Source organism: Cupriavidus sp. a3, assembly GCF_051015765.1.
Taxonomy (GTDB): Bacteria; Pseudomonadota; Gammaproteobacteria; order Burkholderiales; family Burkholderiaceae; genus Cupriavidus; species Cupriavidus oxalaticus_A.
The window spans coordinates 4,500,285-4,515,629 of sequence record NZ_CP170643.1 but is presented as its reverse complement, the minus strand read 5'-3'; the positions used below and the strand labels follow the sequence as shown (position 1 = coordinate 4,515,629).

Annotated in this window: 16 protein-coding genes; 4 read left to right on the top strand and 12 right to left on the bottom strand. The window is 69.6% G+C overall.

Annotation, left to right across the window (positions count from 1 at the left end; translation table 11 throughout):
- Positions 1-13 precede the first annotated feature (13 nt).
- The gene (gene pxpA, locus ACAD63_RS21560) at positions 14-754 is read left to right on the top strand and encodes a 5-oxoprolinase subunit PxpA (protein ID WP_133094981.1); all 741 of its coding nucleotides are present in this window, start codon (positions 14-16) and stop codon (positions 752-754) included.
- A gap of 30 nt (positions 755-784) precedes the next feature.
- Here the strand turns inward: pxpA and ACAD63_RS21555 are convergent, their stop codons facing one another.
- The 5 genes from ACAD63_RS21555 to ACAD63_RS21535 are packed head-to-tail and all read right to left on the bottom strand — an operon-like array spanning position 785 to position 5,749.
- Positions 785-2,083, bottom strand: a complete 1,299-nt coding sequence (locus tag ACAD63_RS21555) for a VanZ family protein (protein ID WP_133094982.1) — start codon at positions 2,081-2,083, stop codon at positions 785-787.
- Positions 2,084-2,103: 20 nt separating this feature from the next.
- Positions 2,104-2,787, bottom strand: a complete 684-nt coding sequence (locus ACAD63_RS21550; protein ID WP_135704120.1) for an ABC-type transport auxiliary lipoprotein family protein — start codon at positions 2,785-2,787, stop codon at positions 2,104-2,106.
- 42 nt (positions 2,788-2,829) lie between these two features.
- Positions 2,830-3,771 (bottom strand): MlaD family protein, encoded by a 942-nt coding sequence (locus ACAD63_RS21545; RefSeq protein ID WP_135704121.1) that lies wholly within the window; start codon positions 3,769-3,771, stop codon positions 2,830-2,832.
- A complete protein-coding gene (locus tag ACAD63_RS21540; RefSeq protein WP_205751645.1) occupies positions 3,768-4,622 on the bottom strand; it encodes an ABC transporter ATP-binding protein in 855 nt (284 codons plus the stop codon). The genes ACAD63_RS21545 and ACAD63_RS21540 overlap by 4 nt, the downstream gene beginning before the upstream one ends.
- Positions 4,619-5,749 carry an MlaE family ABC transporter permease gene (locus tag ACAD63_RS21535; RefSeq protein WP_135704123.1) on the bottom strand — a complete coding sequence of 377 codons (1,131 nt, stop codon included), beginning with the start codon at positions 5,747-5,749 and terminating at the stop codon, positions 4,619-4,621. The genes ACAD63_RS21540 and ACAD63_RS21535 overlap by 4 nt, the downstream gene beginning before the upstream one ends.
- Before the next feature lie 193 nt (positions 5,750-5,942).
- Between ACAD63_RS21535 and ACAD63_RS21530 the strand changes: the two genes are divergently transcribed.
- From ACAD63_RS21530 to ACAD63_RS21520, 3 genes are read left to right on the top strand one after another with little or no spacing between them, the layout of a single operon-like run.
- Positions 5,943-6,824: a biotin--[acetyl-CoA-carboxylase] ligase gene (locus tag ACAD63_RS21530; protein ID WP_133094986.1), complete on the top strand. Its 882-nt coding sequence runs from the start codon at positions 5,943-5,945 to the stop codon at positions 6,822-6,824.
- A complete protein-coding gene (locus ACAD63_RS21525; protein ID WP_434033240.1) occupies positions 6,821-7,660 on the top strand; it encodes a type III pantothenate kinase in 840 nt (279 codons plus the stop codon). Before ACAD63_RS21530 ends, ACAD63_RS21525 begins: the two co-directional genes overlap by 4 nt.
- Before the next feature lie 48 nt (positions 7,661-7,708).
- Positions 7,709-7,957, top strand: coding sequence for a hypothetical protein (locus ACAD63_RS21520; protein WP_434033239.1), 249 nt, complete (start codon positions 7,709-7,711; stop codon positions 7,955-7,957).
- A gap of 9 nt (positions 7,958-7,966) precedes the next feature.
- Here the strand turns inward: ACAD63_RS21520 and rfaE2 are convergent, their stop codons facing one another.
- The 7 genes from rfaE2 to ACAD63_RS21485 form a co-directional block, all read right to left on the bottom strand.
- A complete protein-coding gene (rfaE2, locus tag ACAD63_RS21515; RefSeq protein WP_133094989.1) occupies positions 7,967-8,461 on the bottom strand; it encodes a D-glycero-beta-D-manno-heptose 1-phosphate adenylyltransferase in 495 nt (164 codons plus the stop codon).
- A 469-nt stretch (positions 8,462-8,930) separates the two neighbouring features.
- Positions 8,931-9,794, bottom strand: coding sequence for a ferritin-like domain-containing protein (locus ACAD63_RS21510; RefSeq protein ID WP_135704130.1), 864 nt, complete (start codon positions 9,792-9,794; stop codon positions 8,931-8,933).
- Positions 9,795-9,980: 186 nt separating this feature from the next.
- Positions 9,981-11,267, bottom strand: coding sequence for a patatin-like phospholipase family protein (locus tag ACAD63_RS21505; RefSeq protein WP_434033238.1), 1,287 nt, complete (start codon positions 11,265-11,267; stop codon positions 9,981-9,983).
- A 70-nt stretch (positions 11,268-11,337) separates the two neighbouring features.
- Positions 11,338-12,204 carry a PhaM family polyhydroxyalkanoate granule multifunctional regulatory protein gene (locus ACAD63_RS21500; protein ID WP_133094991.1) on the bottom strand — a complete coding sequence of 289 codons (867 nt, stop codon included), beginning with the start codon at positions 12,202-12,204 and terminating at the stop codon, positions 11,338-11,340.
- Positions 12,205-12,269: 65 nt separating this feature from the next.
- Positions 12,270-13,106, bottom strand: coding sequence for an enoyl-CoA hydratase/isomerase family protein (locus ACAD63_RS21495; RefSeq protein ID WP_135704132.1), 837 nt, complete (start codon positions 13,104-13,106; stop codon positions 12,270-12,272).
- A 130-nt stretch (positions 13,107-13,236) separates the two neighbouring features.
- Positions 13,237-14,217, bottom strand: coding sequence for a fumarylacetoacetate hydrolase family protein (locus ACAD63_RS21490; protein WP_135704134.1), 981 nt, complete (start codon positions 14,215-14,217; stop codon positions 13,237-13,239).
- A gap of 91 nt (positions 14,218-14,308) precedes the next feature.
- Entirely contained in the window at positions 14,309-15,271 is a 963-nt protein-coding gene (locus tag ACAD63_RS21485) for a Bug family tripartite tricarboxylate transporter substrate binding protein (RefSeq protein WP_434034034.1), read from the bottom strand.
- Positions 15,272-15,345 lie beyond the last annotated feature (74 nt).

Here is a 15,345-nt window from a genome sequence, read left to right as displayed (position 1 = left end):
CGGGAGAACGGCAATGCAGATCGACCTGAACGCCGACCTCGGCGAAGGCTGCGGCAACGACGAGGCGCTGCTGGCGCTGATCAGTTCCGCCAACATAGCGTGCGGCTGGCACGCGGGCGACGCCGCCACCATGGTGCAAACGGTGAAGTGGGCGCTGGAGCATGGGGTCGCCATCGGCGCGCACCCGAGTTATCCGGACCGCGAGAACTTTGGCCGCACCGAGATGCAGCGCGACCCCGAGCACGTCTATGCCGACATGCTGTACCAGATCGGCGCCCTCGAGGCGATCGTGCGCGCGCAGGGCGGCGAGCTGCACCACGTCAAGCCGCACGGCGCGCTGTACAACCAGGCCGTGCGCGACCCGGTGCTGGCGCGCGCCATCGTGCGCGCGGTGCGGGATTTCGATGCCGACCTGGTGTTCTTCGGCCTGGCCGGCAGCCACATGATCGACATCGCCAGGGAGGCCGGACTGCGCGTCAAGCAGGAGGTGTTTGCCGACCGCGGCTACAACCCCGACGGCACGCTGGTCAGGCGCGGCACGCCCGGCGCCCTGCACGAGGACGAGGAAGTCGCGCTGAACCAGACGCTGACCATGGTGCGCGAGAAGCGCGTGCGCGCCATCGACGGTACCTGGGTGCCGATCCAGGCGGAGACCGTGTGCCTGCACGGCGACGGTGCCCATGCGCTGGCCTTTGCGCGCCGCATCCGCGAACGGCTCACCGCCGAGGGCATTGCCATCCGCGCCGGCAACTGACAACTGACAGCGCCCCCCGCAATCACGCAGTCACGGCTCCTGCGTGCCGGCCGCGGCCGACTCGCGGCGCGCCGCGGCCTTCTTCATGGCGTGGCGGCGCAGGCTGACCTGCTCGAAGCGCCAGATCACATAGCAGAACGCCAGGAACGGCCATAGCCACCCCAGCCATTGCGCCAGGCTGTTGAAGTGGATGAAGCGGCCCATGCGCCAGCCCTGCTCGGAAATCCATGCATAGGGATTCGACGGCAGCACGTTGGTCAGCACCACCAGCGCGAGCAGCGCTACCATCGCCAGCACCGCGCGCAGCCAGCGCGGCAGGTACAACAGCAGCGCCAGCACCAGCGAGCTGGTCAGCAGCGCGAAGCGGCCGCCTTCGGACAGCCAGTTGAAGGCGCTGTCGGCCGGGAACTGCAACTCGGCCGCGGTGGCCTTGATCAGCAGCGCGGCAGCCAGCAGGCCGGCCAGGATGCGCAGCATCGGCGCGTTGCGGCGCATGGCGATCGAGGCGAACAGGCCGGTGCCGATCCAGCTGCTGGCGGTCACCAGCGATTCCAGCAGTTGCTGGCTCTGCATGTCCTCGGGCCGCAGGCCGATGTGGACCTGCCACGCCTCCAGCCGCGGGAACAGCATCTGCAGCACCTGCATCGGCCAGGATTCGGGATCGGTCAGCCATTCGCGCACGATGCCGCCCATGCCGAACAGGTGCTCCTGCGGGAAGATCTGCGCGAACGGCCACAGCATCAGCAGGATGATGGCAAAGCTGGCATGCGGCTCGAACCAGGCATGGCGCAGCCGCGTCAGCCGGCCGTCGTCGATCAGCGCGTGCGTAAACGGCGCCACCACCGCGCCGCCCAGCAGCGCCCCCAGCGCATTGGTGATCAGGTCGATGTTGGACGAGATCCGGTTCGGCAGCCAGGTCTGGAAGGCCTCCATGCAGGCCGACAGCAGCGCGCCGGCGCACAGCGCCACCAGCGTCGCGCGCCCGCCCGACATGCGCGGATGCAGCGACAGCACCACCAGCGCCCCGAAGGGGACATAGCCGATGACATTGGTCATCAGGTCGAAGTCGGTGATATAGCGCGGCTTGGGCGCGGTGACGAAGGCGAACGGCGAGATGCCGTTGTCGACCCAGCCGGAGAACGGGTAGAGGCTGGCATACACCACCAGCAGCGTGAAGCAAATCAGCCCCACGCGGGCCAGCGGCGAATACTGCGGGCCGGAGGGTTCGGTCACGGTCGCAGTTTCCGCCGGTTGCGCCATCGGTGGCGCCGCCGGTTGCGCAGCCGGCGCCGGGGGCGGTGCGGAGGGCGGCGGGGCAGCCGGCTCCATGGCAAATCTCCTTGTCTGTCTTACTTTAGCGGCAGCGTGGCGGTCCAGTCGAGCAGCGCGGCGATGGCGGCGTCGCTGGCTTCGGCCAGCGCCTTGACCCCGCCGGCGCCGTCGGCGCTGGGCGCGGGCCGGCGCACCTCGAAGGTCTGCTGGCCGAGCTGGCCGCGGTGGAACACGGTGGCGCGCAGCCGCACTACGCCCTGGCTGGTGGTGGTGCTGTCGAACACCTGCTCGAAGGCCAGCAGGTCGACCTTGAGCCCCGGCACGCTGGTATCGCCGGCCCAGGCCAGCCCGCCGCGCGCCGCCACCGACTCGCGCAGGCGCTCGTCGAACAGGCGCGTCGGCGACATCACCCAGCGCTGCGTGGCATAGGGTTGCAGCCGCTGCGCCTGCGCGTACAGCAGGCGGTAGTAGAGTGCATTGCCTTCAAGCCAGTCGGGGCCGTCGGTCTGCGATACGCGCAGCCTGGGCAGCGGCGCGGGCGCTGCGCCGGCAGCATTGCCTGCCGTGCCGGCAAGCGCGGCGGACGGCCCCAGGTCGTACGTGACGGTCGGCGTCCCGCGCGATAGCGCGCAGCCGGACAGCACCAGCGCGGCGCCGGCCAGCGCCAGCAGTGTGGCGGCGGTGCGGGGGCGGATGGTCCGGCGTGAATTGTCGGTGGCAGGGATCACGGCGAGGCCTTGGCGGTTGTCGTTGTCTGGCATGGCGATGGTCGTCGGTTCGTCGTCGTCATGTCGTCTGTTACATCAGGGCGTGCTGAAGCCCGGCTCGCCCGGCCCCGGCACCGGCGCCGGCGCGCCAAACAGCACGCTGGTCGGGCTGTCGTTGAACTGGCCGGCGGCACGCTCGAAGCTGCGCGCGGTCTGGCGCGCATCGCGTGCAAGCCCGTTGAGCTGCGGCAGCGTCTCCTGGCTGAAGTTGCCGGCCGCGGTCTGCACCGACGCCGCCGCGCCCTGCAGGTCGTGCCCGACACTGTCGACCGTACGCAGCACCGTGCCGTTGGGGCTGGCCAGCTCCTGCGTCAGGCGCCGCGTCGATTCCAGCGTGGCGTTGAGGTTCTCGGCCACGCGCGGCAGGCGGTTGGCCGCCGGCGCCAGCGCGTCCGACAGCTTCGAGTAGTCCTCGGCGGTCTTGCGCACCGAGCGGATCGCGGCCATCAGTTCATTGCGGTTGGCGGTCTGGAACATGTCGGTGAGCGAGGCCATCAGCGTCTCGGTCTGTGTCAGCAGTGAATCGCCACGCTTTTCCAGCTCTTCGAAGAAGCCCGGGCGCATGGCGATGCGCGCGACCGCCTTGGGCGATGTGCGCAGCGGCGGCGAGGCATCGGCGCCCGCATGCGCGGCCGTGTCGTCCAGCTGCACGTAGGCGATGCCGGTGACGCCCTGGAAGCCCAGCGTGGCATAGGTGGTGCGCGTGATCGGCGTGTCCTGGTTGACGCTGATGCGCACGATGATCTGGCCCGGCACCTGCGGGTCGAACTTGATCGACTCCACCTTGCCCACCGCCAACCCGCGGTATTTGACGTCGGCCTGCGGCCCGAGCCCGTTCACGGTGGAGCGCGTGATCAGGTCGTACGGCACGCGCACGGCGTGGTCGCTGCTGAACCAGAACAGCGCGAACAGCACCAGCACTGCCAGGCCGATGGTGAACACGCCGGCAAGGAACGCGTGTGACTTGTTTTCCATCATGCTTCTCCGGGAGGCGCCGCGGGTTGCCCCGCTTGCGGCAGCGCCTGCAAAGCGCGCTGGGCGCGTTCGCCCAGGAAATATTCGCGGATGAAGGGGTGGTCCACCTTTACCACTTCAGGGATCGACGCGGCGGCGACGACCTTATGGTCGGCCAGCACCGCGACGCGGTCGGACAGCGCCACCAGCGTGTCGAGGTCGTGCGTAATCATCACTACCGTGAGGCCCAGCTCTCGCCGAAGTTCCCGGATCAGCGCCACGTAGTCGTCCGAAGCCATCGGATCGAGGCCGGCGGTAGGCTCGTCGAGGAACAGCAGTTCCGGCTCCAGCGCCAGCGCGCGTGCCAGCGCCACGCGCTTGATCATGCCGCCGGACAGGTCCGACGGCATCTTGTCCGCATCGCGCGCCGACAGGCCCACCAGTTGCAGCTTGAGCAGCGCCGCCCGGCAGATCAGGTTGTCCGGCAGCGCGCGCAACTCGCGCAGCGGCAGTGCGATATTGTCGATCACCGACAGCGCCGAGAACAGCGCGCCGCGCTGGAACTGCAGTCCCCAGCGGTTGCGCAGCGCCTGCAGCTGCGCCGGGCGCAACTTGGCCGGCGCTTCGCCGAACACCTTGATGCTGCCCGAGGTCGGCCGCTCCAGCCCCACGATCTGGCGCAGCAGCACGGTCTTGCCGCTGCCCGAGCCGCCCACGATCGACAGCGCCTCGCCGCGCCACACGTCCAGGTCGACGTGGTCGTGCACCACGGCCTTGCCAAAGCGCTTGACCAGGTTGCGCACCTCGATCACCGCGGTACGCTGCGCCGGCGCGGGCGGCACGGAGGGCGCGGACGGTTCCGTTGGCGCGCTCATATCCCCACGTCCTTGAACAGGACGGCAAACACCGCGTCGGCCAGGATCACGATGGTGATGGAGGTCACCACCGACGCGGTGGTGCCTTCGCCCAGGCTTTGTGTATTGGGCTTGATACGCAGCCCGAAGTGGCACGCCGTCAGCGCGATCAGGATGCCGAATGCCACGCCCTTGCCCAGCCCCAGCCACAGGTTGGCCACCGGCACCGCGTCGGGCAGTTCGCGCAGGAAGAACGCGGCGCTGATGCCGAGCTGCATGCGCGCGGCCACCATGCCGCCGGCCAGCGCCATCACGTCGGTCCACGCCACCAGCAGCGGCATCGAGATGGCCAGCGCGATCACGCGCGGCATGATCAGCCGGAAGCCGTGCGAGATCCCCATCACGCGCATGGCATCGAGTTCTTCGGTGACGCGCATCACGCCGATCTGCGCGGTGATGGCCGAGCCGGACCGGCCCGCGATCAGGATCGCCGCCAGCACCGGCCCCAGTTCGCGGATCACCGCCATGCCGAGGATATTGACGATGAACGTGCTGGCGCCGAACATGCGCAGCTGGTTCGCCGACAGGTACGACAGCACGATGCCGATCAGGAACCCGACCAGCGCGGTGATGCCGAGCGCCTTGTAGCCGACGTTGTAGATATTTGCCGAGACCTCGCGCCAGGGGCCGCGCTGCGGCATGCGCGCGAAGCGCAGCAGGTCGAACGCCAGCTGGCCCAGCATGGTGATGCCGATGGCCAGCTGCACGCCGAACGACATCACGTTGGCGCCTAACAGCGTAATCGGGTTGAAGCGGTCCACCATGTGCTTCTTCCAGCCTTCGTCCTGCACCGCGGCGATGCGCTCGAATACACGGCGCTGGCCCTCGCTGGCCTCGATCTGCTGCGGCATCTTGCCGTCCCACGCCTGCCACAGCAGCTGTCCGCCGATATGGTCCAGCCGCTGCACTTCGGCCAGCGACCATTGCGCATGCTCCGGCGCCTGCGCCAGTTCGTGCAATTGCGTGCGCAGCTGCCGGGCCTGGTGGCAGCCGGCCAGCGCGAGCGCGGTCCAGTCGCCACTCAGCGCTACGCTGACGGTCCCGTCCCCGCGCGTGATATGGAAGTCTGGCGTCGTCTGTCGTTCCAAGGGCTAGCGATGTGATGGCCGAGTCCCGATTCTAAGCCACCCGCCCGGCTGGCGCGACCGCGGCCGCGTCCGGGCAGGGGGGCGGTCCTGGAGCATACGTGCCGCGCGGCTACAATGCGGCAGTCGGGCAGGCGCCATGCCTGCCAGCTTTCGCACCACTCCGCACCGCAGATTGCCACCAGCGCAGCTTCCCATGCCAGACGCCCCTGAATCCTCCCTCACGCCCGCCTCGGGCCCGTCCGACTCCTGGCGCATCGATCCCGCCGCCCTGCGCGCCGCGCTGCCGCCGGCACTGCGCGACTGGAAGCTGGAGCTGGTCGAAGAAACCGGCTCGACCAATGCCGACCTGACCGCCGCATGCCGCCACGCACCCTGGTCGGATGCCGGCTGGCTGCGCCTGGCTTACCGCCAGACAGCCGGGCGCGGGCGCCTGGGACGGCCGTGGCAGGGGCAGGCGGGCATGACCTTCTCGGTGGCGCTGCCGCTCGCGCTGGCGCCGGCACAACTCACCGGCCTGAGCCTGGCGGTGGGGCTGGCGCTGGCCGAAGCGCTCGGCGATGTCGACCCGCGCCTGGGCGCGCGCGTCGGCCTGAAATGGCCGAACGACCTGCAGATCGATGGCCGCAAGCTGGCCGGCATCCTGATCGAATCGGTGCGCGCCGGGCAGAACCGGATCTGGGCCGTGATCGGCATCGGCCTGAACCTGGTGCGCGATGCGCAGATGGAAGCCGCGCTGGGCCGCGAGCTGGCCGGCGTGGCCGAGGCCGTGCCGGGCTTCGACGCCAGCCGCGACGCGGCGCGCCTGCTGGCTGCGGTGCTGGAGCGGCTGGCATCGATGCGCACCGCGTTCCTGGCCCATGGCTTCGGGCCGATGGCGCGGCGCTGGTCCGCCGCCGATGCCTACCGCGACCAGCCGGTGCGGCTGCTGCACGACGGCAAGGTGATCGCGGAGGGCTTGGCGCGCGGCGTCGACGAGGCCGGCCAGCTGCTGCTGGAAACCCCGACGGGGCTGGAGCGGGTGGCCAGCGGCGAGCTGTCGCTGCGCCCGGCGCCGGGGCAGGAGGATGGCGCATGAGCGTGCCGCAGCTGCTGATCGACATCGGCAATACGCGCCTGAAATGGGCATGGTGCGAGGCCGGCGCGCCGCTGCCGGCCGGGGCGGGCTTGCCCACGCCGTGGCAGCACGGTGGCGCGGTCGCGCATGCCGATGAAAACGCGCTGAAGACGCTGGCCGCCGACCTGCGCGCGCTGCGCGGCACCGGGCCGATGCCGGCGGTCTGGATCACCAACGTCGCCGGCCCGGTGATCGCCGCCGCCGTCGATGCGGCGCTGGCCGACGCCTTCGGCGGCTGCGCGCCGGTGCACTGGGTGCGCAGCAGCGCGGCGCACGGCAACCTCGTCAACGGCTACCGCGAGCCCACGCAGCTGGGAGTCGACCGCTGGGTCGGCGCCATCGGCGCGCATCGCTGGCTGCCGCACGACACGCTGCTGATCGTGACCGCGGGCACCGCGACCACGCTCGATATCGTCACCGTCGGCGCGGATGGCCGCGCTCGCTTCGAGGGCGGCCTGATCCTGCCGGGGCTGGCGCTGATGCTGGGCACGCTGGCGCGCAATACCGCGCAGCTGCCGGCGCTGGAGGTGAAGGAGGTGCAGGAGGCCGGCACCGTGGCCGGCGCGCACCTGCGCTGGGCCGACAACACCCACGACGCGATCGCCGCCGGCTGCCTGGCCGCGCAGGCGGGCGCGATCGAACGCACCTGGCGCGCGCTGGGCGAACGCGGGCCGACGCGCTGCCTGCTGTCCGGCGGCGCACGCAGCGCGCTGGCCGGCGCGCTCGCGGTGCCCTTCGAGATGCACGATAATCTGGTGTTGCTCGGCCTGCATGCGATGGCGTCGGCCGAGGCCTAGCGGCCATCGCCTTGACCACGTAATCCCCGCACGCTCTGCCGCCGTTCCATGTCCGCCCCACGCGCCCTGCGCATTGCCCTGATGTTGCTGCTCCTTGCCAACGCCTTGATGGTGGCGGCGCTGGCCGGCCTGTTCGGCGCGAATCCGCTTGGCGGCTGGTTCGGCACGCCGCGCGAGCCGCACCGGCTCGGGCAGCAAGTGCGCGCCGAGCGCCTGCAGCAGCTGCCGCCGGCACCTGCGCGCGCGGTAGACGCCGCGCCGCGTGGCACCTTGCCGGTGGCGCGGCGTCAGGACTGAGCGCGCGGCTCAGCCGGCCTGGCGCACCTTGGTCAGCAGCTTGGTGGTGGAGCGGTCGTGCAGGAAGGGGATGGCGTAGGCCTGGCCGCCCCAGCTGCGCACCAGCCGGGTTTCTTCCAGCGTATCGATGTCATAGTCGCCGCCCTTGACGTAGATGTCGGGGCGCACCAGCCGGATCAGCTCGACCGGCGTCTGCTCGCGGAACATCGCCACCAGGTCGACCGACGCCAGTGCGGCCAGCAGCGCCATGCGGTCCGATTCGTGGTTGAGCGGGCGGTCGTCGCCCTTGCCCAGCATCTTGACCGAGGCATCGCTGTTGACGCCGACCACCAGGCTCGCGCCCAGCGCGCGCGCCTGCGCCAGGTAGGTGGCATGGCCGCGATGCAGGATATCGAAGACGCCGTTGGTGAACACCAGCGGGCGCGGCAGCGCGGCGATGCGCGCGGCCAGCTCGGCGTGGTTGTCGGCGGGAGTCAGCTTGGATTCGAAGGCGGGTACGGACATGGGTCAGGGATCGGATGGTGGAGGCCGGCGCTGGCGGCGCCGGCACGCTTGTCTGAATGGTACCCCGTCCGCCGGGGTTCGCCGTCCGTTCAGCGCTGCCTACCCCACCAGCGCCACCGCCGCGTCGCTGGCGGGCAGCGGCACCGTGGCGGCGGCAATGCCGGCGCATCACCGCTCGTAGAACAGTTCGTCACCGGCAAGCGCCGGTGCGGACGGTCAAGTATGCGGGAATTGGCGGCGCTGGCGCGCCAATGAAAAAACCCCGCCGTAGCGGTAATGCCGTTCAGTTAAGGTCCTTTCTGAGGAACCGGACGGTGTAGCGCTTAGGCAGGGCTTTGACTTCACGGGGGCAAGTTAACAGCTCGACACCTTGTTTACAACCCCTGCAAAGAAAAATGCCGTTCAGACTTAACTGAACGGCATTACCGCCGTAGCGGGGTTTCTGTCGGTTTGGCAGCGAGCCGCCGGATCAGGCCTGTGCCGGCTGGGCGCCGCCGGCGCCGGGCAGGCGGGCGTTCAGTTCCTTGCGGTAGCGGTTCAGGTCCTGCACCGACTCAAACGTGCGTTCGAACAGCAGCGACATATTGTGCAGGATTCGTTCGATGACCTTCTTCTCCCAGCCTTCGTCGAATCGGATCTGCTCGTCCAGCCATTTCTCCAGCCAGTCCGGGTCGGGCAGGCGCGACTGCACGGTGTCGTTGGGGAACAGCGCCTTGTTGACGTGCAGGTTGGTCGGGTGCAGCGGCTTCTCGGTGCGCCGCGCCGATGCCATCAGCACGCCAATCTTGGCGAACGCGGCGCGCGCGTTATCGCCGAATTGCGCCAGGTATTTCTTCATGTAGCGCAGGTACGCGCCGCCGTGGCGGGCTTCATCCTGCGACAGGGTGCGGTAGATATGCTTGATCACCGGTTCCGAGTGCCATTCGGCAGCGCGGCGGTACCAGTGGTTCAGGCGGATCTCGCCGCAGAAATGCAGCATCAGCGTTTCCAGCGGCGGCGCCGGGTCGAACTCGAAGCGCACGGCGTGCAATTCTTCTTCGGTCGGCACCAGGTCCGGGCGGAAGCGGCGCAGGTACTCCATCAGCACCAGCGAGTGCTTCTGTTCCTCGAAGAACCAGATGCTCATGAACGCCGAAAAGTCGGAATCGTGGCGGTTGTCACGCAGGAACATCTCGGTCGCCGGCAGGGCGGACCATTCTGTGATCGCGTTCATGCGAATGGTCTTGGCCTGGTCGTCCGTCAGCAGGCTGGCGTCGAAGGTATCCCAGGGGATGTCCTTGTCCATGTGCCAGCGGACGGCTTCCAACGATTTGAACAGTTCGGGGTAGAGCATGGTAAGCCTTTGAAATTACGGGCAGATTCTACCAGATGCGAATTATTCTCTTCTCCTTTTTTAGGGCGGATAGGGGCAAATGCAACGACTTTTGCGGAGGTTTGGCGCAGCCGACTGCATATTGCGGGCGATCAGCGGCGCGCCGGACGGCACAGGTGCCAGCAACGGCGCCTGGCGGGCAGGTGCTCAGGGCGAAACCGCGCCCTCGCGCAAGGCGGCAGGTGCAGTGCCCGGCACCACGCCATACAGGAACGCGGCCAGTTCGGCGGCCTGCGCTTCGGCGTCGCGCTCGCCCAGCGCCATCAGCGCCTGGGTGAACTCGGGTTCGAACAGCAGGTAGCTGGCGAAGGCGGCGCCGCGCGCCTCGGTACCGCCCAGCGGCGCCAGCAGCGCGCGCACGGTGCGCGGCAGCTGCTTCTGTTGTTCGGCGGCGAGCGCCTCGATCGGCTCGCTGGGAGAGATCGTCATGACCTGCACCGGGCGCCAGCCTTCGCGGTCGCCGGCGATCTCGGGCATGCGCGCCAGCAGCCGGTTGATATGCAGCAGCCGCTCCAGGTCGGCATTGAGGCCGTCCAGGAAGATGCTGGCCAGCGCCTGGCCGCCCACCTGCGCCAGCGACGGGTAGCCGCCGGCGGGCACGGTGTCGAACCAGCCCGAGCGCTGGCGCGAGGCTGCGCCGATCGCCAGGATGCGCGATGCGCCCAGGTGGATCGCCGGCGACAGCGGCGACATCTGCCGCATGGTGCCATCGCCGAACCACTCGTGATGGCCGTCGATCTCGAGCGGAACCGAGGGGAACAGGAACGGTATCGATGCAGAGGCCAGCAGGTGGTCCACCGTGATCGGCGCCGGCACAGCGATGCGCTGGCTGCGGTGCCACGGATGGATGCGGTGGTGCGACTGGTAGAAGGTGACGTGGCGGCCGGTGCTGTAGGACAGCGCGGTGACCGCGAACGCCTGCAGCGCGCCGCTGTCCAGGCTGGCCTGCACCCGCGCGGGATCGAACAGCTCGCCCAGCATGCCGCCTAGCGGCGTGTTGTCGAACAGCGCGCGCGGTGCCCGGCGCTGCGTGGCCCAGCCCAGCGCCAGCGTCGACAGCCAGCGTGCGCCCGATATGCCCACGCGCAGCACGTCGGTGCGGTAGACGTCGTCGGCATGGATGCCGTGCCACAGCGCGCCCAGGCTTTGCGTGGCGGCCTGGAAATCGCCGGCATTGATGGCCAGCCCGGCACCGTTGATCGCGCCCGCCGAGGTGCCGGCGATGATGCCGAACGGCAGCCCGCCATGGGCCTTGCCGTGGCGCGCGGCAATGCGCGCCAGCCCGCACAGCACGCCAGCCTGGTAGGCGGCGCGCGCGCCGCCGCCCATCATGATCAGCGCGGTGGCGTTGGGATTGGGGCCGTTAGGCGCGCCAGGGACGCCAGGGCCGTTGTGCGGGGTCGGATGGTGTCCCGGCAGGGGCTCGCGGTGCATGGGGGAAGGCGCTGCGTAGCGACAGGTCAGGCGGTGCGCAGTTGCGTCCGCAGTTGCGTCCGCAGTTGCGTCATTCGTCGCCGCCGTTGTCGTCGTCCTTGGCGGCGTGGTTGCCGGTGGGCGTGGGTTTGGCCGTCTTGCCTGCAGCGGGCTTCTTTGCGGCAGTTTTCTTTGCAGCGGGCTTGGCCGCAGCCTTGGTCCCCGACTTGGCCGCACTCGTGGCGCCGCTCTTTGCCGTGGCGCTCGCCCTGGCGCCGTTGCCGTTGCCAGCGGCCTTGCGTGAGGTGGCTTTGGCCGCGGACCCGCCGTCCGGCGCGGCCCCCGGCTGTGCCGGCATGCCGCCGGCGCCGAAGGCGCCCATGTTGAACGGCGCGATGCTGGCCGCGGCTGCGCTGCTGGCGATCTGGCTGAACTGGTGCTGCAGCAGGTCCCACCACAGCGCGGCGTTGGGTGCGCCTTCGGGTGCAGCGTCTGGCGCTGCCTCGGCCGACGGCTCGGGAGCCGGCTCCGGCTCGGCGCCGGCCTGCGCCGCGTGTGCTTCTTCGCGGGGCCTGGTGGTGCCGGAACCTGCGCCGGTGTCGGCGCCGGCGCGCTGCGGTGGCGCTGCGCTCGGCGCATTGGCGGCCCGCGCCACGTTTTCCATTGCCGACTGCATGGCGTCGGGCGAGAGCGCGTTGCCGAAGGTCTGCAGCGCCACCAGCGTGGCGCGCTGCACCTCCAGGCCCTGGATCGTGGTGCGCAGCAGGTTGGTGTTCAGCTGCAGCCAGCTCTCCACTGCCTTGAGGTCGGCAATGCGCTTGTCGAGGTCATCCAGGTCCATCGGCGGCGTCATCGCCTGCAGCCCGGGCATCAGGCCGCCGGACATGCCGGCGCTGCCACCCCACAGGCGGCGCATGAAGTCGAAGCCGTTGGTGAAATCGGGAATCTGTCCGAACATGGTCGCGTGCTCCGTGTGCGGCGCAGCCCTCGCGCCCGGATGCGGGCCGCGCGGCTGCGTCGTCGTTACCTGAATTGTGGCGGCCGCTTCTGGCGCAGGCTCGCCATGCCTTCGTGCACGTCGGGGCCGGCAAAGCCCATGAATTCGAGCGCCAGCGAGGTATCGAAAGCGGGACCGGCCATGCGCAGCCAGTTGTTGAGGGCGTACTTGGTCCAGCGGATCGCTGTCTGCGACCCCGCCGCCAGCCGGTTGGCTACCTCGAAGGCACGCGCCACCAGTTCGTCCTCTTCCACCGCCAGCGAGACCAGGCCGATCCGCTCGGCCTCTTCGCCGCTGACCGACTCGCACAGCATCAGATAGTACTTGGCCTTGGCCATTCCGCACAGCAGCGGCCACACGATCGCGGCATGGTCGCCCGCGGCCACGCCCAGCCGGGTATGGCCGTCGACGATGCGCGCGGTCTTCGAGGCGATCGAGATATCGGCCAGCAGCCCTGCCACCAGGCCGGCACCGACGGCCGGGCCATGCATCGCCGAGACCACCGGCTTGTCGCAGTTGATGACGTTGTAGACCAGGTCGCGCGCTTCGTGCCACACGCGCGTGCGGGTCTCGAAATCGTTGGCCATGTCTTCCACCAGCGCCAGGTCGCCGCCGGCGGAGAAGCCCTTGCCCTCTCCGCGGATCAGCGCCACACGGATGTCGGGATCGGCGGAGACGTCGCGCCAGATCTCGGCCAGCTCGCGGTGCATGTTGGCGTCGGCCGTGGCCAGCTTCTGGTTGGCCGACTGCGCCGCGCCCATGACGACCTCGAGGATGGGGCCGTGGCGGCGCAGCGTCAGCGCGCGGTAGCGCGCGTAGCGTTCGGAAAGTTCGGTGGAAGAGGCGTCGTTCGGGGCAGTCATGGGGGGCCTGTCAGGTGAGTGGCGCGCGGCCGCGCCGGGTGCATCGTGGATTTACCAACCGATCGGTCGGTCAATTATATGCACATCCGGCGCACCCTTGCCGACAGGCGCGGCCGGCTCAGTTGCCGGCTCAGGGCGCGGCCACCAGCTGGTCGATCGCCCCGAACACCGAATGCCCCTGCGCGTCGAACATCTCGATCTTGACCGCGTCGCCGAACTTCATGAACTCGGTGGCGGGCTTGCCGTCGTCGATGGTCTCGAGCATGCGCTTCTCGGCGATGCAGCAGTAGCCCTTCTTGCGGTCGACGTTGGAGATCGTGCCCGAGCCGACGATGCTGCCGGCGCGCACGTTGCGGGTCTTGCAGATATGCGCGATCAGCTGGCCGAAGTCGAACACCATGTCGGTGCCGCAGTCGGGCTGGCCGACCTTCCTGCTGTTCCAGTGCACCGTCATCGGCAGGTGTACCTTGCGCTCGCGCCAGGCCTCGCCCAGCTCGTCGGGCGTGACGGCGACCGGAGAGAAGGCGGTCGCCGGCTTGCTCTGGAAGAAGCCGAAGCCCTTGCCCAGTTCCGCGGGGATCAGGTTGCGCAACGAGACGTCGTTGGCCAGCAGCACCAGGCGGATGGCTTCGCCGGCCTGTTCGGGCGTGGCACCCATCTTCACGTCGCCGGTGATGACCGCGACCTCGGCCTCGAAGTCGATGCCGAAGGCTTCGCTGGCGCACACGATGTCATCGTGCGGGCCGAGGAAGTCGTCCGAGCCGCCCTGGTACATCAGCGGGTCGGTCCAGAACTCGGGCGGCATTTCGGCGCCGCGCGCCTTGCGCACCAGTTCGACATGGTTGACGTAGGCCGAGCCGTCGGCCCACTGGTAGGCGCGCGGCAGCGGCGCCATGCAGTCCCTGGGGTTGAACGCGAACGGATGGCGCGCGCGGCCGGTGTTGAGCGCGTCGTACAGGTCCTGCAGCTGCGGCGCGTAGAAATGCCAGTCGTCCAGCGCGGTCTGCAGCTTGCCGGCGATGTCGGTGGCGAAGTGGGCTTGCTTCAGGTCGCGCGACACGACCGCCAGCTGGCCGTCGCGCGAACCGTCCTTCAGGGTTGCGAGTTTCATGGGATGCGATGCGGTAGAGAGCGGGGCGCCCGCGCGGCGGACGCAGCGCCCGCTAGTCTACCGCGCCACGCTGCGCGCCCCTGCGGGTGGCTTAGTCGACCGTGATGCCCTTGGCCTTGATCAGCTTGCCCCAGCGCTCGGCTTCAGCGCGCGCGTAGGCAGCGAATTCCTCGGGCGTGCTCGACACCGCCTCGACCCCCACGCCTTCCAGCTTCGTCTGCACCTCGGGCGTCTTCAGCGCCTTGACCAGCTCGGCGTTCAGCCGCGTGACCACCGCCTTGGGCGTGCCCGCCGGCGCCACCAGGCCTTGCCAGGCGTAGGCCTCGAAGTTGCTCACGCCGCCTTCGGCCACGGTCGGCACGCCTGGCAGCACCGCCAGCCGCTTCGGCGTGGCCACGCCCAGCGCGCGCAGCTTGCCGGCGCTCACGTTCTGCTGGCCCGAGGCCAGGTCAAGGAACATCAGGTCGACCTGGCCGGCGAGCAGGTCCTGCACCGCCGGTGCCGCGCCCTTGTAGGGCACGTGCGTCATCTTGACCCTGGCCTGGTCCATGAACAGCTCCATGGCCAGGTGGTGGGGGCTGCCCGCGCCGGGCGAGGCGAAGTTGACCTTGCCGGGGTTCTTCCGCGCGTATTCGATGGCTTCCTGCAGGGTGCGCGCCGGGAACTTGGGAGTGGCCACCAGCACCAGCGGGAAGCGCGCCAGCTGGCCGATATAAACGAAGTCCTTCTCGGGGTTGTACGGCAGCTTCTTGTACAGCGACGGATTGGCTGCAAGCGTGGCGGTGTCGGCGGTCAGCACGGTGTAGCCATCGGGCTTGGCGTGGGCGACAGCATCGGCGCCGACGATGGTGGCGGCGCCCGGGCGGTTGTCGATCACCACCTGCTTGCCCAGCCCCGGCGTGATCGCCTGGGCCACGGTGCGCGCCACCACATCGGTGCCGCCGCCGGCCGGGTAGGGCACGACCCAGCGGATCGGCTGGGCGGGCCAGTCATCGGCATGCGCGGGCGCGCTGGCGGTGAACAGGGCGCCGGCGGCAGCCATGGCGGCGAGCATGAAATGGGCATGGCGACGCCCAGGGAAGGGACGCAGGGGGCGCATCGGTAGTCTCCGTGTTAAAAAGGGGCCCG

Coding starts and splice junctions, on each gene's coding strand:
- pxpA (WP_133094981.1), top strand. CDS start 14: ATGCAGATCGACCTGAACGCCGACCTCGGCGAAGGCTGCGGCAACGAC.
- ACAD63_RS21555 (WP_133094982.1), bottom strand. CDS start 2,083: ATGGAGCCGGCTGCCCCGCCGCCCTCCGCACCGCCCCCGGCGCCGGCT.
- ACAD63_RS21550 (WP_135704120.1), bottom strand. CDS start 2,787: ATGCCAGACAACGACAACCGCCAAGGCCTCGCCGTGATCCCTGCCACC.
- ACAD63_RS21545 (WP_135704121.1), bottom strand. CDS start 3,771: ATGATGGAAAACAAGTCACACGCGTTCCTTGCCGGCGTGTTCACCATC.
- ACAD63_RS21540 (WP_205751645.1), bottom strand. CDS start 4,622: ATGAGCGCGCCAACGGAACCGTCCGCGCCCTCCGTGCCGCCCGCGCCG.
- ACAD63_RS21530 (WP_133094986.1), top strand. CDS start 5,943: ATGCCAGACGCCCCTGAATCCTCCCTCACGCCCGCCTCGGGCCCGTCC.
- ACAD63_RS21525 (WP_434033240.1), top strand. CDS start 6,821: ATGAGCGTGCCGCAGCTGCTGATCGACATCGGCAATACGCGCCTGAAA.
- ACAD63_RS21520 (WP_434033239.1), top strand. CDS start 7,709: ATGTCCGCCCCACGCGCCCTGCGCATTGCCCTGATGTTGCTGCTCCTT.
- rfaE2 (WP_133094989.1), bottom strand. CDS start 8,461: ATGTCCGTACCCGCCTTCGAATCCAAGCTGACTCCCGCCGACAACCAC.
- ACAD63_RS21510 (WP_135704130.1), bottom strand. CDS start 9,794: ATGCTCTACCCCGAACTGTTCAAATCGTTGGAAGCCGTCCGCTGGCAC.
- ACAD63_RS21505 (WP_434033238.1), bottom strand. CDS start 11,267: ATGCACCGCGAGCCCCTGCCGGGACACCATCCGACCCCGCACAACGGC.
- ACAD63_RS21500 (WP_133094991.1), bottom strand. CDS start 12,204: ATGTTCGGACAGATTCCCGATTTCACCAACGGCTTCGACTTCATGCGC.
- ACAD63_RS21495 (WP_135704132.1), bottom strand. CDS start 13,106: ATGACTGCCCCGAACGACGCCTCTTCCACCGAACTTTCCGAACGCTAC.
- ACAD63_RS21490 (WP_135704134.1), bottom strand. CDS start 14,217: ATGAAACTCGCAACCCTGAAGGACGGTTCGCGCGACGGCCAGCTGGCG.
- ACAD63_RS21485 (WP_434034034.1), bottom strand. CDS start 15,271: ATGCTCGCCGCCATGGCTGCCGCCGGCGCCCTGTTCACCGCCAGCGCG.